This window comes from Geodermatophilus obscurus, assembly GCF_900143215.1.
In the GTDB taxonomy this organism is placed as follows: Bacteria; Actinomycetota; Actinomycetes; order Mycobacteriales; family Geodermatophilaceae; genus Geodermatophilus; species Geodermatophilus obscurus_A.
In genome coordinates this window covers 204669-228393 of the sequence record NZ_FRDM01000001.1, presented here as the reverse complement: position 1 = coordinate 228393, position 23725 = coordinate 204669, and the positions used below count along the sequence as shown (strand labels likewise).

General features: G+C 73.2%; 21 protein-coding genes and 1 pseudogene. 16 read left to right on the top strand and 6 right to left on the bottom strand.

All coding sequences use genetic code 11. The annotated features are described in order from the left end of the window. Positions 1-2: 2 nt before the first annotated feature. From BUB17_RS01195 to BUB17_RS01170, 6 genes are all read left to right on the top strand, one after another. On the top strand, positions 3-461 hold the full coding sequence (locus tag BUB17_RS01195; RefSeq protein ID WP_083605887.1) for a MarR family winged helix-turn-helix transcriptional regulator: 459 nt from the start codon (positions 3-5) through the stop codon (positions 459-461). 481 nt (positions 462-942) lie between these two features. Continuing rightward, a complete protein-coding gene (locus tag BUB17_RS01190) occupies positions 943-1875 on the top strand; it encodes an NAD-dependent epimerase/dehydratase family protein (protein WP_072911862.1) in 933 nt (310 codons plus the stop codon). Positions 1876-1994: 119 nt separating this feature from the next. Continuing rightward, positions 1995-2861, top strand: a complete 867-nt coding sequence (locus BUB17_RS01185) for a CPBP family intramembrane glutamic endopeptidase (protein ID WP_072911859.1) — start codon at positions 1995-1997, stop codon at positions 2859-2861. 3 nt (positions 2862-2864) lie between these two features. Continuing rightward, positions 2865-3341: a hypothetical protein gene (locus BUB17_RS01180; RefSeq protein WP_072911857.1), complete on the top strand. Its 477-nt coding sequence runs from the start codon at positions 2865-2867 to the stop codon at positions 3339-3341. Between the two features lie 14 nt (positions 3342-3355). Continuing rightward, the gene (locus tag BUB17_RS01175; RefSeq protein ID WP_072911854.1) at positions 3356-3871 is read left to right on the top strand and encodes a nuclear transport factor 2 family protein; all 516 of its coding nucleotides are present in this window, start codon (positions 3356-3358) and stop codon (positions 3869-3871) included. A gap of 139 nt (positions 3872-4010) precedes the next feature. After that, positions 4011-4304, top strand: coding sequence for a DUF1330 domain-containing protein (locus tag BUB17_RS01170; protein WP_072911852.1), 294 nt, complete (start codon positions 4011-4013; stop codon positions 4302-4304). Positions 4305-4649: 345 nt separating this feature from the next. On the opposite strand, the gene BUB17_RS25825 is transcribed toward BUB17_RS01170, so the two are convergent. Beyond that, on the bottom strand, positions 4650-4913 hold the full coding sequence (locus BUB17_RS25825; protein ID WP_141242848.1) for a hypothetical protein: 264 nt from the start codon (positions 4911-4913) through the stop codon (positions 4650-4652). Between the two features lie 710 nt (positions 4914-5623). Between BUB17_RS25825 and BUB17_RS28460 the strand changes: the two are divergent. The 4 genes and pseudogenes from BUB17_RS28460 to BUB17_RS01145 all read left to right on the top strand — a co-directional run. Beyond that, positions 5624-6826, top strand: a pseudogene (locus BUB17_RS28460) (amidase); the annotation flags it as partial. Then, the gene (locus BUB17_RS28455; protein WP_432416373.1) at positions 6822-7175 is read left to right on the top strand and encodes an amidase family protein; all 354 of its coding nucleotides are present in this window, start codon (positions 6822-6824) and stop codon (positions 7173-7175) included. The pseudogene BUB17_RS28460 and the gene BUB17_RS28455, both read left to right, overlap by 5 nt. Before the next feature lie 285 nt (positions 7176-7460). Continuing rightward, the gene (locus BUB17_RS01150; RefSeq protein ID WP_208983276.1) at positions 7461-9143 is read left to right on the top strand and encodes an amidase; all 1683 of its coding nucleotides are present in this window, start codon (positions 7461-7463) and stop codon (positions 9141-9143) included. 150 nt (positions 9144-9293) lie between these two features. Then, positions 9294-10439 (top strand): glycosyltransferase, encoded by a 1146-nt coding sequence (locus BUB17_RS01145; RefSeq protein WP_083605886.1) that lies wholly within the window; start codon positions 9294-9296, stop codon positions 10437-10439. 10 nt (positions 10440-10449) lie between these two features. On the opposite strand, the gene larC is transcribed toward BUB17_RS01145, so the two are convergent. Continuing rightward, the gene (gene larC, locus BUB17_RS01140) at positions 10450-11691 is read right to left on the bottom strand and encodes a nickel pincer cofactor biosynthesis protein LarC (RefSeq protein WP_072911844.1); all 1242 of its coding nucleotides are present in this window, start codon (positions 11689-11691) and stop codon (positions 10450-10452) included. Next, positions 11688-12407: a nickel pincer cofactor biosynthesis protein LarB gene (gene larB, locus BUB17_RS01135; protein ID WP_244276809.1), complete on the bottom strand. Its 720-nt coding sequence runs from the start codon at positions 12405-12407 to the stop codon at positions 11688-11690. The genes larC and larB overlap by 4 nt, the downstream gene beginning before the upstream one ends. A 123-nt stretch (positions 12408-12530) precedes the next feature. Between larB and larA the strand changes: the two genes are divergently transcribed. From larA to BUB17_RS01110, 5 genes are all read left to right on the top strand, one after another. After that, positions 12531-13826 carry a nickel-dependent lactate racemase gene (larA, locus tag BUB17_RS01130; protein ID WP_072911838.1) on the top strand — a complete coding sequence of 432 codons (1296 nt, stop codon included), beginning with the start codon at positions 12531-12533 and terminating at the stop codon, positions 13824-13826. A 73-nt stretch (positions 13827-13899) separates the two neighbouring features. After that, entirely contained in the window at positions 13900-14985 is a 1086-nt protein-coding gene (locus BUB17_RS01125; RefSeq protein WP_072911836.1) for a four-carbon acid sugar kinase family protein, read from the top strand. Beyond that, complete coding sequence (pdxA, locus tag BUB17_RS01120) at positions 14982-15977, top strand: 4-hydroxythreonine-4-phosphate dehydrogenase PdxA (protein ID WP_072911833.1); 996 nt, start codon at positions 14982-14984, stop codon at positions 15975-15977. The genes BUB17_RS01125 and pdxA overlap by 4 nt, the downstream gene beginning before the upstream one ends. 33 nt (positions 15978-16010) lie before the next feature. Continuing rightward, entirely contained in the window at positions 16011-17327 is a 1317-nt protein-coding gene (locus tag BUB17_RS01115; protein WP_072911831.1) for a nickel pincer cofactor-dependent isomerase, group 22, read from the top strand. Between the two features lie 40 nt (positions 17328-17367). Next, complete coding sequence (locus BUB17_RS01110; protein WP_072911828.1) at positions 17368-18903, top strand: UxaA family hydrolase; 1536 nt, start codon at positions 17368-17370, stop codon at positions 18901-18903. 39 nt (positions 18904-18942) lie between these two features. Here the strand turns inward: BUB17_RS01110 and BUB17_RS01105 are convergent, their stop codons facing one another. Together BUB17_RS01105 and BUB17_RS01100 are read right to left on the bottom strand one after the other, a co-directional pair. Further along, on the bottom strand, positions 18943-19815 hold the full coding sequence (locus BUB17_RS01105) for an NAD(P)-dependent oxidoreductase (protein ID WP_072912560.1): 873 nt from the start codon (positions 19813-19815) through the stop codon (positions 18943-18945). A gap of 42 nt (positions 19816-19857) precedes the next feature. Beyond that, positions 19858-21306, bottom strand: coding sequence for a four-carbon acid sugar kinase family protein (locus tag BUB17_RS01100; protein WP_208983275.1), 1449 nt, complete (start codon positions 21304-21306; stop codon positions 19858-19860). A 104-nt stretch (positions 21307-21410) separates the two neighbouring features. Between BUB17_RS01100 and BUB17_RS01095 the strand changes: the two genes are divergently transcribed. Continuing rightward, positions 21411-22139 carry a FadR/GntR family transcriptional regulator gene (locus BUB17_RS01095; protein ID WP_072912556.1) on the top strand — a complete coding sequence of 243 codons (729 nt, stop codon included), beginning with the start codon at positions 21411-21413 and terminating at the stop codon, positions 22137-22139. Between the two features lie 76 nt (positions 22140-22215). Here the strand turns inward: BUB17_RS01095 and BUB17_RS01090 are convergent, their stop codons facing one another. After that, a complete protein-coding gene (locus BUB17_RS01090; RefSeq protein ID WP_072911826.1) occupies positions 22216-23622 on the bottom strand; it encodes an Nramp family divalent metal transporter in 1407 nt (468 codons plus the stop codon). Between the last annotated feature and the right edge of the window lie 103 nt (positions 23623-23725).

Sequence of the window (23725 nt, the reverse complement as noted above, 5' to 3'; positions counted from 1 at the left end):
CCGTGGGGCGAATCGACAGGACGACGTCGGCCGGTGAGGCGCGGGACACCGCCGCGCTGCTCATGCACGTGACCGAGCAGACCCTGCACAACTTCGAGGCGGCCGCCGCGGCGTTCGACCTCACCGTGGCCCAGGCGCGGGCACTCCTCGCCCTGGAGGGTGCCGCCCCCATGCGCTCGCTGGCCGAGCACCTGCGCTGCGACGCGTCGTACGTCACCGGTATCGCCGACCACCTGGAGCGACGCGGCCTGGTGTCCCGCGCGGCTCAGGCCGGGGACCGCCGGGTCAAGCTGCTGCAGCTGACGCCCGACGGCAGGCGGCTCCGGAGCACGCTGCAAGCCAGGATGCTGGAGACCTCACCGGTGATGGTGGCGCTCGACGCCGGCGAACGAGCGCTGCTGCGGGACCTGCTGGCCAAGGCCGCCGGCTCCGAGCCGACGACGCCCCCGTCGGAGGACTGAAGGACGCCCGGACGAGGGCCTTCCGACCCCGCTCCGTCGGCGGGCGGCGGAGTCGGGGGCAGGAACGCCTCGGACGACGGCAGACCTGCCACTGTCGCGACCCCGGCCCGGCGGCGAGGCTCCAGCCATGACCACGGAGCACGCCGAGGCCAGGCAAGGCCACCGAGCGCTGCTAGCGGTCGAGGACGTCTTCCGGACCATCGCGGACGCTCCGGGCGACGGTCCCGCGTCCTGGCAGGTTCGCTGCGCCGACGGGCAGCTCTACCGCTTTCGGAAGCTGTGGCCGGCGCCGACGATCCGATGACCACAACTCCGCTGGCGAGGGCCTTCACCGCTCCACGCCGCGAGGGAGACGTCGCCGGGCACGTCGAGGCCGGTGGGCTCGGCGGTGGGGTGGCGGTGCACGACGGGGTGGGCGCTTCCATCGACGCAGGCGTCCTCAGCCCCCATCCGTCCGGACCAGGACCTGGAGGTCAGCATCATGAAGGTCACCGTTCTCGGCGCCACCGGCACCGCGGGGCGTTCCGCCCTGCCGGTGCTGTCGGCGGCCGGTCATGAGGTGCACGGGCACGCGCGGACCGACGAGCGCGCAGCCGCGGTCGCAGCCCTCGGTGCCACCCCGGTTCGCGGGGACACCGATGACCCGGCAGCCCTGCAGCACCTCATCACCGGCGCCGACGCCGTGATCGACCTGCGGGTGGCCATCCCCTCCAGCTCGCGGGCGGCGGTGCCCTGGGCGTGGCGCGAGTACACCCGGTTGCGCGCGACCGGGGCCGGCCGGCTGGTCGATGCCGCGGTAGCCGTCGGCGTGCCGCGCCTCGTCCGGGACACGGTGACGATGGTGTACGCCGACGGCGCCGACCGGCACCTCGACGAGAGCAGCCCCGTCATGGCACCCGGCGCGTTGCAGGCCAACCTGGTGGCCGAGCGCCACCTGGCCCGGTTCGCTGCCGCCGGCGGGACCGGCGTGACGCTGCGTTTCGGCGGCTTCTACGGTCCCGACGACGAGTTCAGCCGCGAGCTGATCGCCGGCGCCCGCCGCGGGCGCACCATGATCGTCGGCGCTCCCGACGCCTGGACCAGCGCCATCCACACCGACGACGTGGGGTCCGCACTGCTCGCCGCGCTCACCGCGCCGGCCGGTGTGTACAACGTCGTCGACGACGAGCCGCTGCGGCGGCGCGACCTGCTCGCCGTACTGGCCGCAGCGGCGGGCGTTCCGGGTGTGAACCCGCTGCCCACCTGGATCGTTCGCACCGCCGCCGCGCCGGTGCGAGCGCTCACCCGCTCGCAGCGCGTCACCGCGGAGAGGTTCCGGACGCTGGGGTGGCGGCCAACCGTGCCGAGCCGGCGGCAGGGCTGGCCGCAGGCATTCGGGCGAGCCGGCCGATCGGCGGCCGTCGAGGGCCGGTGAGCCGGATGAGCCCCGCAACCTCCGTCCCGTCGGCCCCGGGGTCCGGGGCCGCCCACGGCTCCGATCAGGTGGTCGCCGGCCGTGCTTCCGCGGCGGCCCGGCCGGGGCGTCGATGAGCGATGTCGAGTCCACCGTCTGCCGCGCGGTTCCTGAGCCTGCTGCTCGCCCTGTCGCTGCCCTTCTACCTCGCCGGCTGGCTCGCCGGCGACACCGCCCTCGGGCCGGGACTCCCGTTGCCGGTGAGCGCAGCGATGGCCATCTGCCCCGGAGTCGCCGCGATCGTGCTCACGCGCGCCGAGCGGGGGGCGGCTGCGGGGCGGGAGCTACTGGCGCGCGCCGTGGAGCTGCCGGCGGCAGGGCGACGACATCGGCTGCTCCGGGCGGCGCTGGTGGTACCTGGGGCCACGGTCGCGTCCTATCTCATCCAGCGGCTCCTGGGCCGCGACCTCCCCGGCGGAGGTCCCTCCGTGGCCCTGATCGCGGGGCTCCTCGTCTTCTTCCTCGTCGTGGCCGCGGCGGAGGAGATCGGCTGGACCGGCTACCTGCTCCCCGCCGCTCGGAGGCGGCTGCCCGCCCCGCACGCCGCCGTCCTGATCGGCGTCGCGTGCGCGCTCTGGCACGCGCTCCCGTACGCGCAGGCCGGCCACCGCACGGGCTGGATCGCCGCGCAGTGCCTGGTCACCGTGGCGCTGCGGGTGCTGACCGTCTGGGCGTACGAAGGCTCGGGCGGTGCGCTGGGCAGCGCGGTGCTGCTGCACGCGTCGGTGAACGTCTCGGTGTGGGCCTTCCCCCACCTGGGCTCGCACTACGACCCGGTCGTGCTCCTGCCACTCCTCCTCGTGCTCGCCGGCTGGGCCACCCGGGAGCTCAGCGCCTGGGCCGGCACAGCGGCGGGAGCACCGCCGGCTCGGCGGGGATCCCTGCCCCTGTCGGGCACGTCTCGGACCTCTCCGCCGCTTCCGGGTGGACGGCGGAGGGAACGGTGAACCGTGGACACCTGCGTCAGCGAGATCGAGCCGCGTCCCACACCACACCGGCCCGTGCTGCCGGAGGCGGTGGCCGACGCGCTCGTCTCGTGGCGCGCCCGGCTGGATGCAACGCCGACCCGTCACGGGCACCCCGAGCCGTACCCGTCGGCGGGCCGGCCGGGAACGGCCCGGCCGGCAACCGCCTGCAGCCTCGCCGCCGGAGAGATGCCCGCGCGGATGACGGACTGGCAGGCGGCTGTCGACGACGTCCGCACCCGAGCGCCGCTGGACGGCGGCCTGCGGCTCGAACTCGCCCCCGGCGCCGACCTCGGGCGACTCGCACGCCCGATCACCGCCGAACACCAGTGCTGCCCCTTCCTCGCCTTCGTCCCCACCGTGGACGACCGCGGCCGGGAGCTGGAGGTGCGGGCACCGGCCGTCGCGCAGGAGCTCGTCGCCTCGCTCGTCGGCGCACCAGACCCCGCTCCCGACCCGTGATCAGGAGGACCGCCATGACCATCGATCTGCAGGGCACGGCCCGTTCGGACCCCGGCCTGCGCGACGTCGCACGTCGGGTGCAGCACCTGCGCGACACGCAGGAGGTCGTCGACGCGCTCTACCGCTTCGGCGCTGGGCAGGACCTGCGGGACACGGACCTGTTCCTGTCCGCCTTCTCCCCCGACGCCGTCCTCGACTTCACCCAGCCTGCGAGCCGGTTCGGCGCCACCGTCCCGGTCATGCACGGCCGGGAGATGATCGCCCGGATCCTGACCGCCCTGGAGCCGCTGGCCACGACGCACACCGTCACCAACCCGCGGGTCGTCGTCGAAGGCGATCACGCGCACCTGTGGGCGCTGGTGGAAGCTCAGCACGTGCTCCACGCACAGCCGCACCGGCACCTCCTGCTCAAGAACACCTACGACGTCGACCTGGTGCCGCAGGCCGAGCAGTGGGTGATCACCGCCATGACGATCCGCACCGTCTGGTCCGACGGGGACGCGTCGGTGCTGTTCGGGGAACAGGCGTGATCCCGGTCGACCAGCGCCTCCGCCCGGTGGTGGTCCGCGCCTCGTTCGCCGCGCTCGGCTGGTGCGGAGGCCCCGAAGCCCCGGGAGCGGCCCACCGCGACCGACCGTCGACTCCAGCCCGACCGAGGAGGGCCACCCCGTGACGAAGGCGTACTGGATCAACACCTTCCGCGCGATCAGTGATCCGGCCAGGGTCGCCGCCTACGTCGACCTGGCCGGCCGGGCGATGCTCGCCGGCGGCGGACGGTTCCTGGCGCGAGGCACCCCGGCCGCGGCCTTCGAATCGGGGGTGCTCGAGCGGACGACCCTGATCGAGTTCGACAGCGTCGAGCAAGCCGTGACGACGTACCACGGCGAGGCGTACCAGAGGGCCCTCGCTGCTCTCGGGGACGGCGCCGAGCGCGACATCCGGATCATCGAGTCGATCCCCTGACCGCGCCGCAGCACCAGTCGGTGCGAGCGACCGGCCGGCTCCCGGCCTCCGCATCCCGTTCGCACGAGGAACTCGTCGCGATGGTCCCGTTCATTTATCGCCGCGGGGAAGACGACCTACGGCGTGCGCCGTCTCTGCCGCATCCCCGGCATCAGCCCGACCAGCTCCTGCTCCTGGGCCACGTGGTCCGGTGGCCCACTCCGGCCGAGGTGGAGGAGTCCTACGCCACCGAAGCCGCCGGCAGTGCCTGAGCACCGTCGGGTCTACGGCGCTCGCCGGCTGACCGCCTGCACACCGAACTAGGGATCCACACACCCGCCGCCGGCACTCCCGGCTTGAACAACCTCAGCCCGACTCGCCGTACTTGTCGTCGCCGTTGCCGTTTCTGGTGGTGTTTCCAGCGGTCTGTTGTCGAACGTCCTTGAGCGTGTTGAGCACCGACACCATCACGGCAGTCGCCATGGAAATGATGACCAAGAAGGCGCCGATGAGAACCCAACGTTCCACGTCGAGCCGGAAGCCCGCCGCCGACATGCTGACGGCCGTAACGACCAGAATCAGCGCTACGAGCGCACCGACGGTCAGTGACCATAGGATGGTGGATTTCATGGCGTATCTTACCTCATCGTCGGCAACATTTACTAGAACGGCGATCCGTTGCAGGCGCCAGCCGATGCGTGACTTAAGACCCATCTCCGCACCCTGTGACGCAAGACCAGCGTCACGGTCGAGCCCGGTCGCCTGGATCCAGCTCCTCGCCCTGAGGAGCCCGACGCCCACGGGGGGGCCAAGCGGCCGCGCCTGCGACTGCATCAGTCCCGCGCCATGCCCGCATCGGCCGCCGCCGGCTGCTGCCCCTGGTCGCCGACCCACCCTCCACCGGCCTGGCGCTGCAGGCTTCGCCGCCCTCGCCCCGCTGACCGCCGGGCCAGCACGAGCGCCGGCTGACCCGACGGCCACCGCCCCGACGACCAAGACCCAACCGGAGTGTGGGGCGGGCGCCCATCCGCGTCGGCCCTCTGCCCGCCCAGCGGGACCAGAACTCCGGCAACGGCCGGGATGATCATGACCATCCGGGCTGGGCCCAATTCCGGACTCTCGGCTCCGAGTGACGGCCCCAGCGCTGTGACGTGGGGCAGATTCTCGAGGACCGTCACCAGAGCCGTCACGAGTTGCGGAACGCGAGTAAAAGGCTCCCGGCCAAACGGCGGGACGGCGACGCTGCGCAGCAGGGAGAGAACCAACCGTCGCGCGTTGGCGGTCCGTTCAGCGGACTGCTTCACTGGCCGCGTCCGCGACGACGCAGAGACACCACGCCAATGAGGACGAGCGTGCGTGATCAGCGAGCAGAAGTGTCCCGGTCGAGGATGGTTCGGGCGTTCTCACACTGCCAGGGGAGACCCGAGATGACGACCACCGACGGCTCATCGACCTCGCCGCGCGGCGGCGGCTCCGCCGATGAGCTCTGGCGTCGGACCGCGACCGACCTCGCACACGCCGTGGCCACGGGGCTCGTCTCCAGCCGCGAGGTGGTGCAGAGCTGCCTCGCGCGGATCGACGCGGTCAACGCGCGACTCAACGCCCTGGTGGAGGTGCGACCCGACGAGGCGCTGTCGATGGCCGACGAGGCGGACCGCCGGCGCTCCGCCGGCGAGGAGCTCGGGCCCCTCCACGGCGTGCCGGTGTCGATCAAGGTGAACTCGGACCAGGCCGGCTACGCCACCACGCAGGGCGTCCCCGCGTTCCAGGACGCCATGGCGAACGAGGACAGCCCTCACGTCGCCAGCCTGCGCCGTGCCGGCGCCGTGCTGATGGGTCGGAGCAACTCCCCGGCGTTCGCCTACCGCTGGTTCACCAACAACGACCTGCACGGGCGCACGCTCAACCCGTGGGACGCCACCCGGACCCCTGGTGGCTCCAGCGGCGGGGCGAGTTCGGCCGTCGCCTCGGGCATGGTGCCGATCGCCGGGGGCAACGACATCGGCGGGTCGGTGCGCTACCCCGCCTATGCCTGCGGCGTCGTCGGTCTGCGGCCCACCGTCGGACGGGTGGCCCAGACCTACCACCCCGACGAGGTCGACGCATCGCTGTCCGTGCAGACCATGCTCGTCCAGGGCCCGCTCGCCCGCACCGTGGCCGACGTCCGACTCACGATGCGGGCGCTCAACGACTTCAGCCCCCGGGACCCTGTCTTCGTCCCCGGCGCACGCGCTGCCGCACGGCCGGAGCGGCCCCTGCGCGTCGGACTCGTCCGCGACCTCGGCGTCGCCGCCCCCACCGCCGAGGTGAGCGCTTCCCTGGACCAGGCCGCCGGATACCTGCGCGACGTGGGCTGCGTCGTCGAGGAGATCGAACTGCCCGTCCTCGCCGAGGCCTACCGGCTCTGGTACCTGCTGTGCATGGAGGAGTTCCGCCTCGCCATGCCGATGGTCAACGAGGTCGGCGACAAGGGGATGCAGAAGGCAGCAGAGCACTACTACGCCGTCGCGGCCGACTGGTGGGGCGAGAAAGCCGACGATCGAACAGTTCATCGCCGGATACGCTCGCCGGGGTACGCTCATCCGCCGGCTCGCCGAGGTCCTCGAGTCCCACCCGCTCGTCCTCCTCCCGGTGTCGGCCGAGCAGGCGTTCGAGCAGGACGCCGACATCGCCAGCGTGGGGAGCATGCGTCGGCTGATGGCCGCGCAGGCGTCGATGATGGCGATCCCCGTCCTCGGGTTCCCGGCCATGTCGGTGCCCACCGGGGTGGCCGGCGGCCTGCCCACGGGCGTGCAACTCCTCGGGCGGCGGTTCGACGAGGACACCCTGCTCGAGGCCGCCACGGTCATCGAGGCCCGAACAGGCGTCTTCACCCCCATCGACCCGCGCTGAACCAGGGGTCGCCGTTGCGGCCGTTCGTGGCCGGGCGATGCCGAACGTCCTGGCTCAGCGACCACGGGGCCGGCTGCGCCGCGCCGGACACCGTCGAGCCCGGCGCCGCGGCACCCGACCGGTCACCACGTATCCGCTGCCCCGTCGACGCAGGGTCTCGGAGATCAGCCCTGGACGATTCCCGTACCAGTCGGGAGTGGCACGTCCTGGCGCCGAGGTCGGCGCAGTCCCGATGCGTGACAGGGCGTCCTGCCCGGTCAGGAGCCATTCTGCTGCTCGATCGACATGGCGGTGCACCAAATCACTCGCCATCCGAAAAGCCATTCGGCCATTGACCGGGCCGGCGCTGCCAGGGGAGCATCGCTTGCCAGGCGCATCGGGCGCTCAGGGCCCGCGCTCTGCAGATCTCCGCCATGTGAGGAGACCAATGTGGATCCGGAGCTGAGCCGCCGCCAGTTCACCGCGATGTTGGCGGCGACAGGGGCGTTGCCCTTCCTCGCGACCTCCCCGGCGGCGGCCCACGGCCCCGGCGTCCCCGGCCAGCACCGCGGGGTGCCCGAGGACGAATTGTGGCGCTGGGGCGCGGCGGATCTGGCGGCGGCGATCGCCGCGCGGCGGGTGTCGGCCAGAGAGGCCACCGAGAGCGTCCTCGCCCGCCTCCACGCGGTCGATCCGACCGTCAACGCCGTCGCCGAGGTGCTGGAGGCCGAGGCCCTCGCTGCCGCCGACGCAGCCGACCGCGCGGTGGCTGCCGGTGAGGTGCTCGGCCCGCTGCACGGCGTCCCGATCACCACGAAGATCAACGTCGATCTGGAGGGACACCCGACGACGAACGGGGTGGTGGCCTTTCGGGACCGGATCGCCGAGGAGGACAGCGCCGCCGTCGCCACCCTCCGTTCCGGCGGCGCGATCGTCGTCGGCCGGTCGAACGTGCCGGCCTTCTCCTTCCGCTGGTTCAGCGACAACGACCTGCACGGCCGCACACTGAACCCCTGGGACCCCGCGCTGACCCCCGGCGGCTCCAGCGGCGGCGCCGCGGCGGCCACCGCGGTCGGGATCGGCCCGATCGCCCACGGCACGGACATCGCCGGCTCGGTGCGGTACCCCGCCTACTGCTGCGGGGTGGCGGGCATCCGGCCGTCACTGGGCGTCGTCCCCAACTACAACCCGTCCGGGGCCGGCACGCCTCGGACGATCACCAACCAGCTGATGTCCACCGGAGGACTGCTGGCGCGGCAGGTGGGCGATCTCCGCCTCGGCCTGCCGGTCCTCGCGCGGCCCGACGTGCGGGATTCCTGGTGGCAACCCGCGCCGCCTCCACCCCAAGGCCGACACCGGGGCCTCAAGGTCGCCGTCGTCCGCGACCTGGAGGGGTTCACCCCCGATCCCGCCGTGGCCATCGGACTGGACAACGCGGCCGGCGCGCTCGGTGCCGCCGGCTACCAGGTCGAGCACATCGCGCCGCCCCACTTCAGGGAGCTCGCCGAGCTGTGGTCACCGCTGGTGATCACCGAGGCCCGGTTCGGTTTTGCCCAGGCGATCGAACAGTACGGTGACGAGAAGGTCCGGACCGCGATGGCGACCTGGCTCGCCGTGACGCCGGAACTCGACCTGCGCGCCTTCTCTGCAGCCTTCGGTCGCCGCGATCAGATCCTGCGGGAATGGCGGTTGTTCCTCCAGGAACACCCGATCCTCATCACACCGGTGTCCTGGCAGCGCCCCTTCCCCGTCGACTACGACCAGCTGGGCCCGGATGCATTCCGGGAGATCCTGCACGCGCAGAGCCCGGTGCTGGCGATCGCATTGCTCGGATTACCTGGGCTCACCGTGCCCACCGGAGTCGTCGACGGCGTGCCGACCGGAGTGCAGGTGGTCGCCGAGCGATTCCGTGAGGATCTCTGCTTCGACGCGGGCGAGGTCATCGAGGAGGCCCATCCCATGGGCACACCGATCGACCCGCGCCTCTAGCCGGCTCGGATCGAGGTCGCCCCTGGTCGCGGGGACGGCCCGGTGGCAGCTGTCCTGTCCGGACGCGCGTCCGGCCGGGGTCCGGCGCCGCCCGGAGCGGATAGGGTCGGCGGGCCTGAACCGCGGGCCCCACCTCCTCCCGGAGCGCCCATGACCGGCACCCGGCCTCGCACCCCCCTTCCTCCGCGCAGTGCTGGCCCCGTCCCCCCGCTGCCCGTGCTGCTGGTCATCGACTCCCTCGACGGCGGCGGCGCCGAGCGCTACGTCGTGGACCTCGCCGTCGCCCTGCAGCGGCGCGGCTGGCCGGTGCACGTGGCCTGCTCCGTCGGCGGGGTCCGCGCGGGGGTGCTGGCCGACGCCGGCATCCCGGTGACCGTCCTGCTCGACGAGCTGGTCGAGCGCCGGGTCAGCGGCCGCTACGGGCGGGCGCTGAGCCGGCTGGTCGCGGAGTTGCGGCCGGCCGTGCTGCACGCCCACCTGTTCGCGAGCGCGGCCGCGGCCGTGCACGCCGTCCGGGGCGTGCACGTGCCGCTCGTGGTGACCGAGCACACCGAGGGACCGTGGCGCGACCGCCGCGCCCGCGCCGTCAGCGGCCTGGTCTACCGCCACGCCGACCGCGTGGTCGCCGTCTCCACCGCGATCCGCGACCTGGTCGTCACCGAGTACGGAGTGGCGCCGGACCGGGTGGAGGTGCTGCTGCCGACGACGACCGCGACGCCCACCGCGGGCGGTCCTCCCCCGGCGCCCGGGCGGCCGGTGGTGGGGGTCGTCGGCCGGCTGGTCCCGGAGAAGGGCGTCGACGTCCTCCTGCGGGCTGCCGCGCTGGTGTCGGCCGTCGTCCCGCAGGCGGCGTTCCTCGTGGTCGGCGACGGGCCGCTGCGGCCGGACCTCGAGCACCGCGCGGCGGTGCTGGGTCTGGCCGACACGGTCACCTTCACCGGTTACCGCTCCGACGCGGCGCGCCTGCTCGCCGGCCTCGACGTGCTCACCGTGCCCTCGCGCTCCGACGGCTCCCCGCTGGTGGTGTGCGAGGCGATGGCCGCCGGGGTGCCGGTCGTCGCCAGCCGGGTGGGCGGGCTGCCGGACCTGGTCGAGGACGGCGGCAGCGGTCTGCTGGTGCGGCCGGGCGAGGCCGAGGATCTGGCGCGGGCCCTGGTGTCGCTGCTGCTCGACCCGGAGGCCGCCCGGCGGCTGGGTGCCCGGGGGCGCTGCCTGGCCGCGACGCGCTCGCACCAGCGGCTGGTCGACCGGATGACGCAGCTGTACGCGGACGTCGCCCGGGCGCCGGCCCGCTGACCGTCGGCTGTCAGTCCCGTCCCGGAGGACCGGCCCGGAGCGCCTCGGCAAGCCCGACGGCCTGCGCCAGCACCTGCTTGACCGGCCGACCGAGCGCGACGGCGGCCCGGGCGACGTCCTCCCACTCGGGCATGGCGTTGACCACCGAGCCGTCGGCCGCCCACCCGAGCTTGACCGCGACCGGGTGACCGTCGACATGGACCGTGTCGAACGTGCGCCGGACGGCGTGCCGGACGACGGTCGTCTCGCGCACGCCGAGGGTCGTGGTCTCGCGGAGCAGGACGTCCCGGACCCGGGCCACCCCGGCCGGACCGGCGAGCGCCGCGACGACGTGGGCCGGCCGGCCCTTCTTCATGAGCACGGGGGTCAGCCAGGCGTCGAGGGCGCCCGCGTCCAGCAGGGCGGCGAGGACCAGCGGCCAGGCGCGCGGGTCGAGGTCGTCGACGTTGGCCTCGAGGACCACCGCCGCCGTCGTGTCGAGACCGGCGGAGGTGGCGGACGGGACCGGCGCCTCCTCCTCCTCCTCCTCCGCCTCGACCTCGCCCACGACCAGGCGCACCACGTTGGGCCGGTCTGCCGGGTCCCGGGTGCCGGCGCCGGTGCCGGTGGCCGTCGGGCGCAGCGCCGGCATCGGGCCGAAGCCGGTCGCCAGCGTGGTGGCGAGCGCGACCCCGGTCGGCGTGGCCAGCTCCACCTCGTCGGGGCCGCCCCGCCCGGGCGCCCCCGCCGCCTCCAGCAGGGCCAGCACGGCCGGTCCGGGGACCGGGATCGTCCCGTGCGCCGTCCGCGCCGTCCCCCCGCCGAGTGCGATGGGAGACGCCACCAACCGGTCCAGGCGCAGGGCGGCCATCCCGGCGCAGACCCCGACGACGTCGGCGACGGCGTCCAGCGCGCCCACCTCGTGGAAGTGCACGTCCTCCTCGGCTCCGCCGTGCACCGCCGCCTCCGCCCGCGCGAGCACGCCGAACACCTCGACCGCCGACGAGCGCAGGGGTTCAGGGAGCCGGCCGAGCAGCCGGCGGACGTCGGACCAGCGGCGCGCGGGCTGGCCCTCCTCCGGGGCGTCCACCACCACCCGGACCGCCCGCAGCCCGCCGCGCCGCACGTCCTCGGCGCGCAGCGTGATGGGCAGCTGCAGGGGTTCCAGTGCCGCCACGATGCCGGCGAGCGGCACGCCCGCGCCCACCACGGCGCCCAGCAGCATGTCGCCGGCCACGCCGTTGCCGAGGTCCAGCCACCCGACCCGGGTCACCGCGGGTCCACGACGCGGGAGCCGCCGGCGTGGATGCTCCGGGCGATCCGCGCGGCGAACACCCCGGCGCCGAACCCGTTGTCGATGTTGCAGACGACCACACCCGCGGCGCAGGAGTTGAGCATCCCCAGCAGCGCGGACAGACCGCCGAAGCTGGCTCCGTAGCCGACGCTGGTCGGCACGGCCACCACCGGTGTGCCGACCAGCCCGCCGATGACGCTGGGCAGCGCGCCCTCCATACCGGCCACCACGATCACGATGTCGGCGTCCCGGAGCACCGGCCGGGCGTCGAGCACGCGGTGCAGTCCGGCGACCCCGACGTCGACCACCCGGACGACGTCGGCGCCGAAGACCCGCACCGTGGTCGCCGCCTCCGCCGCCACCGGCGAGTCCGACGTCCCGGCCGTGACCACCGCGACCAGGCCCCGGGCCGGGGGCAGGTCCCCGACGACCACCGTCGTCGCCTCCACCCGGGCCTCGGGCCACCGCAGCCGCACCGCCGCCACCGTCGCCGGGTCCGCCCGGGTGACGAGGGCCGGCCGGTGCGGAGCCGCCCCGCGGAGCGTCCCGACGATGGCGACGACCTCGTCCGGGGTCTTCCCGGCGGCGTAGACCACCTCCGGGTCCCCGGTGCGGGACAGCCGGTCGGTGTCCACCCGCGCGAAGCCGAGGTCGACGTACCCCGGGTCGCGTTCCTCGCCGTCCACAGCGGGCATCCTGCACGGCAGCGACCGGCTGCCCACAGCGGGGCGGCGCAGGTCGCTCCCCGGCGCCGGGACCGGCGGGCGCGGCTAGGGTCCGATCAGGCTGAACGACCGGACCGCAGGACGGGTGATCGGATGAAGGTGCAACTGGCCTACGGCGAGCGGGGTCTGACCGTCGACCTGCCGGACGACCGGACGACGGTCGTCGAGCCCCGCTACGTGCCCGGCGCGGAGGACCCGGCCGCGGTCCTGCGGTCGGCCCTGCGCGCACCGGTGGCCGGGCCCCCGCTGCGCGAGTTCGTGCGACCGGGGCAGAAGGTGGCCATCTCGGTCTGCGACGGCACCCGCGCCCAGCCGCGGGACCTCATGGTCCCGGCGGTGCTCGAGGAGCTCGACGGGATCGTCGGCCTGGACGACGTGGTGATCCTGGTGGCGACGGGCACGCACCGCGGCAACACCGAGGCCGAGCTCCGCAGCATGCTCGGCGACGACGTCGTCGACCGGGTGCACGTCCTCAACCACGACGCGCGCGACGAGGCGTCCCTGGTCTGGATGGGCACCCACGGCAACGGCGTGCCCGTCTGGCTCGACCGGCACTGGGTCGAGGCCGACGTCCGGATCACCACGGGGTTCGTCGAGCCGCACTTCTTCGCCGGGTTCAGCGGGGGCCCCAAGCTCGCCGTCCCGGGGCTGGCCGGCCTGGAGACCGTGCTGACCCTGCACGACGCCGAGCGCATCGGCTCCCCCCAGGCCGTGTGGGGCGTCTGCGAGGGCAACCCGGTCCACGACGACATCCGCGCGGTCGTCGCCGCGGTCGGTGGCGTGCACTTCGGCTTCGACGTCACCCTCAACCGGGACCAGCAGGTGGTGGGCGCGTTCGCCGGGGAGCTGTTCGCCATGCACGCCGCGGCTCGCGAGGCCGCGCGGGAGCTGGCGATGGCCCCGGTGCCGGAGCCCTTCGACGTGGTGGTCACGACCAACTCCGGCTTCCCGCTGGACCAGAACCTGTACCAGGCGGTGAAGGGCATCTCCGCGGCGGCCACGGTGGTCAGGGACGGCGGCGCGATCATCTGCGCGGCGGAGTGCCGGGACGGGTTCCCGAACCACGGCTCCTACCGCGAGGTGCTCGAGTCCGCGGAATCCCCCCAGGCCCTGCTCGACCTCATCGAGAGCCGGCCGAAGACGGTGCCCGACCAGTGGCAGGTGCAGGTGCAGGCGAAGATCCAGAGCCGGGCGCGGGTGATCATGCACACCTCCTACCTCGCCGACCACGCGCTCGAGGCGGCCCACCTGGAGCAGACCCACGACATCGGGGCCACGGTCCGGGAGCTGCTCGGCGCGGCGGGGCCCGACGCCCGGGTGTGCGTCCTGCCCGAGGGGCCGCAGACCATCCCGTACGTCAGCGCCGACAACTTCGCTGACATCAGATGAGTTCTTGACGACGGGCGCCGCCGGTCCATACCCTCGTGGCACCCGAAGTCTGCCGATGGAGGTCAGCGGACCAGTGCCTCCTGTCGCTGCCGGGTCTGGGCGTCTCGCCGTCCTCGCCGACGACCTGACCGGCGCCGCTGACGCGGCCGCGCCGTTCGCCGTCCGCGGCCTCGAGGTCTCCGTCGCCCTGACCGCCGCCACGCCGGGCGCCGTCGACGTGCTCGCGCTGGTCACCGACAACCGCTGGCGCCCTCCCGAGGAGGCCGCGGACCGGATGCGGGAGGCCGTCGAGCGCGTGCGGGCATGGGGGCCCGACCTGCTGTTCCTGAAGATCGACTCGACCCTGCGCGGCCGGGTGCGCGCCGACGTGTCCGTGGCGCTGGACGCGTGGGGCACCCGGAACGCCGTGGCCACGCCGGCGTTCCCGGCGCAAGGCCGGACCGTCCACGACGGGGCGCTCCGGGTCCATGGCGAGGCGACGGTCACGGACATCGGCGGGCACTTCCCACCCGGCGTCCGGGCGGTGGATGCGCAGACCCACGGCGATCTGGTGCAGATCGCCCGCCGCATCCTGGCCGACGGCGCCGTCGCGGCGGGTTCGGGAGGCCTGGCCCGCGCGCTCGCCGAGGTCCTGATCACGACGCCGGCCGCGCGCCGGTTCCTCGCGACCCCGGTCGGCGGCGTGCTGCTCGTCGTCGGGACCGACCACCCCACCACCAAGGCCCAGGTGGCGCCGCTCCTGGCGACGGGCGCCGACCGGTTGGTGGTCGACGACTCCACCCCCTGGCCGGTCGAGGACGCCGTGAGCGCCCTGCGCGACGGACGGCGGGTCCTGCTGACCAGCGCGGTCGTCGTCGACGTGCCGGCCGACAGCCCGCAGGCCGCGGCACTCGCGGAGCGACTTGCCCGCGTCGTGGCGGCGGTCCTGGACGGCGCCCCGTCAGCCGGACTCGTGCTGACCGGCGGCGCGACGGCGCTGGCCGTGGCGACCGCACTCGGAGCCACCGAGTTGCGTCTCCTGGCGGAAGTCACCGAGGGCCTGCCCCTCGGTGAACTGTTCACCGGTGACCGCCGGATCCCCGTGGTCACCAAGTCGGGCGGTTTCGGTGCACCGGATGCGCTGTGCCGAGCCGCCGAGGCGCTCGAGGAGTGCGCATGACACCCCTGCTCGGCCTGACCGTCGGCGACCCGGCCGGCATCGGCCCCGAGATCACGCTCAAGGCCGCACGCGACCCCCGCGCGAGCGAGGCGAGAGTCGTCGCGATCGGCAGCGTGGCCGCCCTGCGGGCCGCCGGCGCGGTGGTCCCTGACGCACCCGCGCTCAACGAGGTCGCGCACCCGCGGGCGGCCCGGTTCGAGCCCGGCACCCTGGACGTGATCACGGTGCCGTCCGACACCCCGGTGCCCGTGGGCGTGCTGTCGGCCGAGGCAGGGAAGATCGCCTTCGACGGTGTCGCCCGGGCGGTGGAGCTGGCTCTGGCCGGCGACATCGACGGGATCGTCACCGCGCCGCTGAACAAGGAGGCGATCGCCCTCGCCGGGCATCCCTACCCCGGCCACACCGAGATCCTCGCCGACCTCACCGGGACCCGGGACTTCGCGATGATGCTGACCGCGCTGAAGCTGCGGGTCGTCCACGTGACGACGCACGTCGGCATCCGCGAGATGCTCGATCGGGTCACCACCGAACGGGTACTGACGACGATCCGGCTGGCCGACCGCGCCCTGCGCGACATGGGCATCGAATCGCCGACCGTCGGGGTCGCCGGCCTGAACCCGCACGCCGGGGAGGGCGGCCTGTTCGGCGACGAGGAAGCCCGCGTCATCGCGCCCGCCATCGAGCAGGCCAGGGCCGAGGGGGTCGACGCGACCGGCCCCTGGCCGGCGGACACGCTGTTCGGCCGGGCCGTCGCCGGTGACTTCGACGTCGCGATCGCGATGTTCCACGACCAGGGCCACATCGCGGTGAAGGTCCTCGGGTTCGAGACCGGCGTCAACGCCACCATCGGCCTGCCCATCGTCCGGACCAGCGTGGACCACGGCACGGCGTTCGACATCGCCGGCACCGGACGCGCCAGCCACGACAGCCTCGTGGAAGCCATCCTCGTGGGTGCGGCCATGGCCCGCGCCCGCACCGACGCCCGCTCGTGACCCGCCGGGACTGACGACAGCTCGGGAGACACCATGACCGACCACGGCAGCGGAGGCCTCGGCCCGTTCGAGGCCCTGCGCAGCCTCGACTTCGAGGCACCCTTCCCGCGGCTGATCCCCGTGCGGCAGAACTTCGACGCACCGCAGCTCGCTGACGTGGCGGCAGCCACCACGTCGGCGCTCGAACCGCTCCGGTCCCGGCTGCGGCCAGGCATGAGCGTGGCCCTCACCGCCGGCAGCCGGGGCATCCACGACAAGGCCACCGTGGTGCGCACCGCCGGGGAATGGCTGCGCTCGGTGGGGGCCGAGCCGTTCGTCGTCCCGGCCATGGGCTCGCACGGGGGCGCCACCGCCGAGGGTCAGGTGCAGATGCTCGCCGACCTCGGCATGACCGAGGATGTCCTCGGCATGCCGATCCGCGCGACGATGGAGACCGTCGAGATCGACCGGCTGCCCGGCGGCCCGGCCGTGCACCTGGACGCCCATGCGGCCAAGGCCGACGCCGTCCTCGCGGTCAACCGCATCAAGGCGCACACCGACTTCAAGGGCGAGATCGAGAGCGGGATCGCCAAGATCATCGCGATCGGCCTGGGCAAGCGGCGGGGCGCCGAGGGCATCCACGCCTACGGCCCGGCGAACCTCGGGGTCTGGATCCCCCGGGTGGCCCGACGGATCGTCGAGACGGGCAAGGTCCTGGGTGGCCTGGGCATCGTCGAGAACGCCTACGACCGTGCGGCGCAGATCGCGCTGCTGGGGCCGCAGGACATCGCCGGCGACGGTGAGGCCCGGCTGCTCGCCGAGGCGAAGAACCTGATGGCCACCCTGCCCTTCGACCGGGTCGACGTGGCGGTGGTCGACCTCATGGGGAAGGACCTGTCCGGCTCGGGCATGGACCCCAATGTGATCGGCCGGATGATGATCCGGGGAACCCCGGAGTTCGACCGCCCGCGGATCACGAACATCGCCGTCCTCGACGTCACCGACGTCTCGCACGGCAACGTGGTCGGCCTCGGTCTGGCCGACTTCATCCCGTTCCGCATCCTCGAGAAGGTCGACCTGCGGATCACCTACATCAACGCGATGACGGCGGGACTGGGCGGTCCACAGCGCGCGCAGGTGCCCATGGCCATGGCCACCGACCGGAGCGCGGTGGCCGCGGCCATCCTGACCTGCGGCCGGGCCGATCCCACCGGGATCTCGCTCGTGCGCATGCGCAACACCCTCGACCTGGAGAACCTCCTGGTGTCGGAGACCCTCCGCGACCAGGTGCTGGCCGAGCCGCGACTGGAGATCACCGGCGATCCGGTCCCGATGCGGTTCGACAGCGGCGGGCAGCTGGAGCCCTGGTGACACGGACCGACCGACACCCATCAGAACCGGAGAAGAAGCGATGACCACGGCAACGGCCTTCGATCAGCTCGGCGTGCACCTGCACCCGTCCGACAACGTGGTCGTGGCCTCGCGCGACCTGGAGGAGGGCGCGGCCGCCGGCGGCGTCACGGTGCGCACGGCGGTTCCCCGTGGCCACAAGGTGGCGGTCGCGCCGATCGCCACGCAGGAGGCCGTCCGCAAGTACAACCAGATCATCGGGTTCGCCACCGTGCCCATCGAGCCGGGCGACCACGTGCACACCCACAACGTCGAGTTCCGGGCCTTCGAGCGCGACCACGCCGTCGGCGCGGACGTCGTCCCCACCGAGATGGTCCCCGAGGTCGAGCGCGCGACCTTCCAGGGGATCGTGCGAGCCGACGGCAAGGTCGCCACCCGCAACTACATCGGCATCCTGACCTCGGTGAACTGCTCGGCGACCACGGCCAAGCTGATCGCCGACCAGTTCCGCTCGCCGGGGCTGCTGGACGAGTTCCCGAACGTCGACGGGGTCGTCGCCCTGGCGCACGGTGCCGGGTGCGGGATGGCCAGTTCCGGAGAGGGCTTCGACGTCCTCCAGCGCACGCTCACCGGCTACGCCGAGCACCCCAACTTCGCCGGGTTCCTGATGCTCGGGCTCGGCTGCGAGGTCAACCAGGTCGCGAGCCTCGCGGAGAAGTGGCAGCTCGACAGCACCAAGCTGGTCCAGACCATGACCATCCAGGAGCAGGGCGGCACCGCCGCCACCGTCCGGGCCGGGGTGGCCGCCATCCGGGACATGCTGCCGGTGGTGAACCAGGTGACCCGCACCACCGTCCCGGCCAGCGAGCTGATCCTGGGGCTGAACTGCGGTGGCTCGGACGCGTACTCGGGCATCACCGCCAACCCCGCCCTGGGTGCCGCGGTGGACCTGCTGGTGCGCCACGGCGGAACCGCCGTCCTCGGCGAGACGCCGGAGATCTACGGCGCCGAGCACCTGCTGACCCGGCGCGCGGTCAGCCGAGAGGTCGGCGACGAGCTGGTCGAACTGATCAAGTGGTGGGAGAAGTACACCGCCGACAACGGCGGCTCCATGGACAACAACCCCTCCCCCGGCAACAAGGCCGGTGGGCTGACCACCATCCTCGAGAAGTCGCTGGGTGCGGTGGCCAAGGGCGGGACGACGAACCTCACCGGTGTCTACCGCTACGCCGAGAAGGTCACCGCCAAGGGCTTCACCTTCATGGACACCCCCGGGTACGACCCGGTCTCGGTCACCGGCATCGTCGCGGGCGGCGCCACCGTCATGTGCTTCACCACCGGCCGCGGCTCGGTCCTCGGCTGCAAGCCGACACCCAGCCTCAAGCTGGCGACCAACACCGAGATGTACCAGCGGATGTCCGAGGACATGGACCTCAACTGCGGCGTGATCATGGACGGCGAGGCGACCGTGCAGGAGGTCGGCCAGCGGTTGTTCCAGCTCGTCCTGGACACCGCCTCGGGCCGCAAGACGCTCAGCGAGGAGCTCGGCTTCGGCCAGGAGGAGTTCGTCCCGTGGCAGCTCGGCGCGGTGATGTGACGCCCTGAGGAGGCGCAGCGGTGCTGCGCGGCGGGCGGGTCAGCGCCGGCCGCGCAGCACCTCGATCAGCTTGGAGTCGTCCGCCGAGCCCAGGCCGGCCCGGCGGCCGGTCAGGTAGAGCTGCTCGGCGACGGAGGCCAGCGGTGCGGGGTACACGTTCTCCCGGGCGGCGGCGAGGACCAGGCCCAGGTCCTTGACGAAGATGTCGATGGCGCTCTTCACCTGGTCCCCCGCGCCGTGCACCATGCGCTCACCGCGGTCGTCGAGCATGAACGAGGCCGCGGCTCCGTGCCGGATCACCTCCCAGCAGGCCTCCGCGTCCAGTCCCAGTGCCTCGGCATAGGCCAGCCCCTCGGCGGCGGCCGCGATGTGGACGCCGCACAGCAGCTGGTTGACGAGCTTGACCTTCTGCCCGTCACCGGGTGTGGCGCCGACCACCGGGGCCCTGCTCGACATGGCGTCCAGCAGAGGCTGGACCACGGCGAGCGCGGCCTCGGGGCCGCTGACCATCATCAGCAGCTCGCCCGTGGTCGCCCGCGCCACTCCACCGGAGACCGGCGCGTCGACGACGTGCACGCCCTGCCCGGCCAGGCGGTCGGCCATGCCCTGGACGGCCGCCGGCCCGACGGTGGCCGTGACCAGGACCACCGCGCCCTTCCTCAGCGCGGGAGCGGCACCCTGGTCGCCGAACAGGACCTCCTCCGCCTGTGCGCCGGTCGCCACCATCACGGCCAGGACGTCGCAGCCGGCGGCGGCCTCGGCCGGCGACCCCGCCGCCTTGGCGCGGTCCCCCAGCGCCGCTGCGGCGGCCCGGTCGACGTCGTAGCCGATCAGCGCGTGACCGCCGTCCAGCAGACGCGCGGCCATCGGCCGCCCCATGGCTCCGAGTCCGATCCAGCCCACCTGTGCCATGCCCACCCGCTCCTTCGTCGTCTCGTGGTCCGTGCGTGTCGTTCAGTTCGGAGCTGCGCCGTGGGCGCCCCCGCCGGCGACCACGTCGATGACGTGGGCCAGCGTCCGGATGTCGCCCACGTTGCCGGCGAAGACGACGTAGGGGACGCCGACCGCGCCGTCGGCCGCCTCCACGGGTCGCAGCACGGAGACCATGCCGGGCAGGAGCTGGCCGAGGACCCTGGCGCGGCGGATGCCGAGGCCGTCCACGGCCACGTCGTGGGAGGTGATCCCGCCCTTGGCGATCACCCACGCCGGAGCGGCGGGTAGTGCCGCCCGCACGACGGACGTGACCCCCGCGGACACGGCGCGGGCGATGACCAGGCTGTCGTCCGCGTCGGTTCCGCGCACGAGGTCCCGGCTGGTGAGCAGCAGCACGTCGCTGCCGGCCATGGCCGCGCGCACGCGGGCGGCGGTCTCGGCGATGTGGCCCTCCCGCAGGAGCGGGTCCAGCAGAGCCGGTACCGAGAGCTCGATCCGCTCCAGCCGCCCGCGCGCCTCGGCGGCGGCGACCTGCGCGCTGGTCAGCCCGACGTGGGACCCGACGACCAGGAGACCGTGGCCACCGGAGCGTCCCTGCGGCCAGATGTCCCCGGCCTGCAGGGGAGGACGGGGCTCGACGCCGGCGAGGGCGCGGACGAAGGACGGACCCGTGCGGTACACGAACGACCGACCGGCACGGCGGGCCTGGAGGAGGCCGAGGACGACGACCTCCAGATCGGCGTAGTCGGTCGCGTTGACGACGACGTAGGCGCCACCGCTGACCGCTCCGAGGACCTCGGCCACCCGGTCGGGGCCGCCGGTCCGGATGTCGTGGAGCGTGAGGCTGACCACCTCGTCGGGACGCAGCCGCCCACCGCTCTTCTCGGCCACGAACTCCCGCAGGTTCGAGCGGGTGTAGCCGAAGCTGGCATCGCGGGCGAACTCCGTGTCCGCCACCGGGACCGGGACCCCGTCCACGGTGGCGTAGTGCACGTCGCCGGCCGTGAACCGACCGGCCTCGAGGAAGGCGGGCACGAAGAGCACGCCGTCGACCGGCCGGCCGGTACGGCGCTCGTGCACGTCGACGAGAGCCTGCACCTCCGCGACGACGTGACCTCGCAGCGTGGAGTCGCTGCGGCTCACCAGGTCGACCGGCGCGCCGAGGGCTGCCGTGATCCGGAGGACGTCGGTGGCGACGTCGGCGGTGCGCCGCACGGCCTCCTGCTCGGTCAGACTCCGCGTGTTGGTCAGCACGAAGCAGGTGGCCCCGGGCTCGGCCAGCGCCCGCTCGTACTCCCCGGCGTCCAGCGCCGTGACGACGTCGAGCCCGTGAACGCTCTGCGAGCCGGTGGGGTCGTCGTCCAGGACGACGGTGCGACGGCCCTCGGTCGCGCGGGCGCCGCGGATCCGGGCCCGCGCATCGGCGATCAGCAGCGGAGCAGGGAACCCGCTGGGACCTGCGACGATCAACCGATGCCTCCGTGACGTCACGGGTATCTGACATCTGACATGCTCGCCATCGTCGCGCCGGTGCGTCAAGGGCCCGCACCTGCCTTCCTTGTACCGTGGGTGCCATGCGTCCCGGCCGTGCCGACACGGTGGCCGACCAGTTGCTCGAACTCGTCCTCGACGGCACGTTCCCGGTCGGCGGCACCCTGCCCAGCGAGGCCGAGCTGGCCGCCCGCTTCGGTGTCAGCCGCCTGACCGTGCGCGAGGCGATCCGGTCACTGGCGCCCACCCGGGTCATCCGAGTGCAGCAGGGCCGTTCCAGCACCGTGAACGCCCCGGAGGAATGGTCGCCGCTGGACGGGCGGCTCCTGGTCGCCCGCAGTCGGCTGCACCCGGATCCGCTGCTGCTGCCGATGCGGCTCCTCGAGGCGCGTCGTGCCGTCGAGGTGGCCATCGCGGAGCTGGCCGCGCAGCGTCGTCAGCCGTCCCAGGTCGAGCGGCTCACGGCGGTGCACGACGACATGGTGCGGGCCCACGGGGCGGGCGACGTCCCGGCCGTGGCGGAGGCCGATCTCGCGTTCCACGGACTGCTGTTCGACGCAGCGGACAACGTGTTCCTCGAGGCGCTCTTCGAGCCGCTCGCCTCCGTGCTGCGGAGCCTGCGCCGGGAGACGTCCTCGGTCCCCGAGATCGTCGGCCACGCACTGGAGCACCACGCCGCGATCCTGGCGGCCGTCACCGCCGGGGACGCCGGAGCGGCGGGGAGCGCGATGCGGGCGCACCTGCTGCAGACCGAGGAGGACATCGAACGCCACCTCGGCAGCGAGGCCGTCACGACCGCGCCTCCGGACTGACCGGGGCCGCGCCACCGACGCGTGCAGCGGGGGCGGCCGCGCGCGGCGACCTCCCCCGCTGGCGCAGGACGACGGCTCAGGCCAGGCTGAACCCGAACACGCTCGCCAGCGTGTAGATGCCGAGCAGCGCGATCGCGATGCTGCTCACCACGAGCGCTGCGTTGAACAGCGTGCTGCCGTACACCCGCTGATCGGTCTCGGTCTTCCGCAGGTACCAGACGGCGATGACGGCGGCGACCAGGAAGATGCCGGTCATCACCCCACCGATCTGGACCATGAGCACCGGCGACTGGATCGCCAGGTAGGCCACGGCCCAGATGATCGGCAGCGCCACGGTGAAGATCCGGATCCAGCGCAGCCGTGCGACCGGGTCCTGCCAGTCGAGCACGCCCATGGTGGCGAGCAGGTTCACGTACATGCGCGACCAGCTCGGGATGGCGGCCCACATCGTCGAGCCCAGGACCGCGATGGCACCGATGAGGAACAGGACGCTCGACCACGCGCCCAGGGTGTCGGTGTAGATGCGCGACAGCGTGGTGATCATCCCGTTGCCCTCGGGGACCAGCCCCTGCCGGTTGAGCACCGCGGCGCCCATCAGGTAGAAGGCCAGCGTGCCGAAGGTGTAGACGACCCAGGACACCGCGGCGTCCTTGTACATGACCTTGATCCACCCGTTCGCCCGACGCGCCCACTCCTCGCTGCCGTCGTTGGGGCCGGCCCAGCGGGCGTAGCCCTTCTCGACGCACCAGTAGGTGTAGAAGGTGATCTCGTCGGCACCCACCCCGGTGATGCCGAACATGGCGATCGCCGCGCCCAGGGCCCCCGCCGGGATCAGGAAGGTCAGGCCGCTGGCGATGTCGTCGCCGCCGTAGGCGAACGGCGTGAACGGCAGCCCCAGCGCGATCAGCACCGTGACGATGGAGAAGACGACGACCAGGAAGACCGCGCCGCGCTCGATGAGCGAGTACTTGTTCTTGTAGAGCATCGCGATGCTGAGGGCGGCGATCACGATCGTCCACACGAGCAGGTGGGAGAACGACAGCGGGTCGCCGCCGAACGGGAACAGGATGCTGAAGGCGACCGCGACGCCGCCGATGATGCCGCCGAGCTGCAGCAGCTTGCTCAGCGCGAGCAGCATCCAGAGGACGTTCACCCAACCGAGGCGGCCGATCTTCGGCGGCACCTTGTTGTAGCCGGTGATGGCCGGCTGCCCGGTGGCGATGGTCCAGCGTGCCAGCTCGACCTGGACGGCCACCTTCACCAGCGTGCTGAAGATGACCAGCCACAGGAGGACGAACCCGGCCTCGGCGCCGAGCGCCGTGGTGGCGATGAGCTCCCCGGAGCCCACGATCGACGCACTGAGGATGAGCCCCGGGCCGAGGTACCTGAAGCTGGCCTTCCAACCGACCGGCGGTTCCTTGATGCCCTCCGGCGTCAAGGTGTACGGGTCCACCCGGTCGACGCCGGTCACTGCTTCGGCCATGTCCGCTCCCTCGAACTCATCAGTCATCAGATGTGATGGGGATCATGCGGAACGGGGCACCTGACCGTCAATGACCACCGGCTGCTTTCCCCGGGACGATCTC

What these genes read in the sequence shown, in the direction of transcription:
- BUB17_RS01190 (WP_072911862.1), top strand. Translation starts at nt 943, where the DNA reads ATGAAGGTCACCGTTCTCGGCGCCACCGGCACCGCGGGGCGTTCCGCC.
- BUB17_RS01095 (WP_072912556.1), top strand. Translation starts at nt 21,411, where the DNA reads ATGCGTCCCGGCCGTGCCGACACGGTGGCCGACCAGTTGCTCGAACTC.
- larA (WP_072911838.1), top strand. Translation starts at nt 12,531, where the DNA reads ATGAAGGTGCAACTGGCCTACGGCGAGCGGGGTCTGACCGTCGACCTG.
- BUB17_RS01150 (WP_208983276.1), top strand. Translation starts at nt 7,461, where the DNA reads ATGGCGGTGCACCAAATCACTCGCCATCCGAAAAGCCATTCGGCCATT.
- BUB17_RS01185 (WP_072911859.1), top strand. Translation starts at nt 1,995, where the DNA reads ATGTCGAGTCCACCGTCTGCCGCGCGGTTCCTGAGCCTGCTGCTCGCC.
- BUB17_RS01090 (WP_072911826.1), bottom strand. Translation starts at nt 23,622, where the DNA reads ATGGCCGAAGCAGTGACCGGCGTCGACCGGGTGGACCCGTACACCTTG.
- BUB17_RS01110 (WP_072911828.1), top strand. Translation starts at nt 17,368, where the DNA reads ATGACCACGGCAACGGCCTTCGATCAGCTCGGCGTGCACCTGCACCCG.
- pdxA (WP_072911833.1), top strand. Translation starts at nt 14,982, where the DNA reads ATGACACCCCTGCTCGGCCTGACCGTCGGCGACCCGGCCGGCATCGGC.
- BUB17_RS25825 (WP_141242848.1), bottom strand. Translation starts at nt 4,913, where the DNA reads ATGAAATCCACCATCCTATGGTCACTGACCGTCGGTGCGCTCGTAGCG.
- larB (WP_244276809.1), bottom strand. Translation starts at nt 12,407, where the DNA reads ATGCCCGCTGTGGACGGCGAGGAACGCGACCCGGGGTACGTCGACCTC.
- BUB17_RS01105 (WP_072912560.1), bottom strand. Translation starts at nt 19,815, where the DNA reads ATGGCACAGGTGGGCTGGATCGGACTCGGAGCCATGGGGCGGCCGATG.
- BUB17_RS01115 (WP_072911831.1), top strand. Translation starts at nt 16,011, where the DNA reads ATGACCGACCACGGCAGCGGAGGCCTCGGCCCGTTCGAGGCCCTGCGC.
- BUB17_RS01145 (WP_083605886.1), top strand. Translation starts at nt 9,294, where the DNA reads ATGACCGGCACCCGGCCTCGCACCCCCCTTCCTCCGCGCAGTGCTGGC.
- BUB17_RS01175 (WP_072911854.1), top strand. Translation starts at nt 3,356, where the DNA reads ATGACCATCGATCTGCAGGGCACGGCCCGTTCGGACCCCGGCCTGCGC.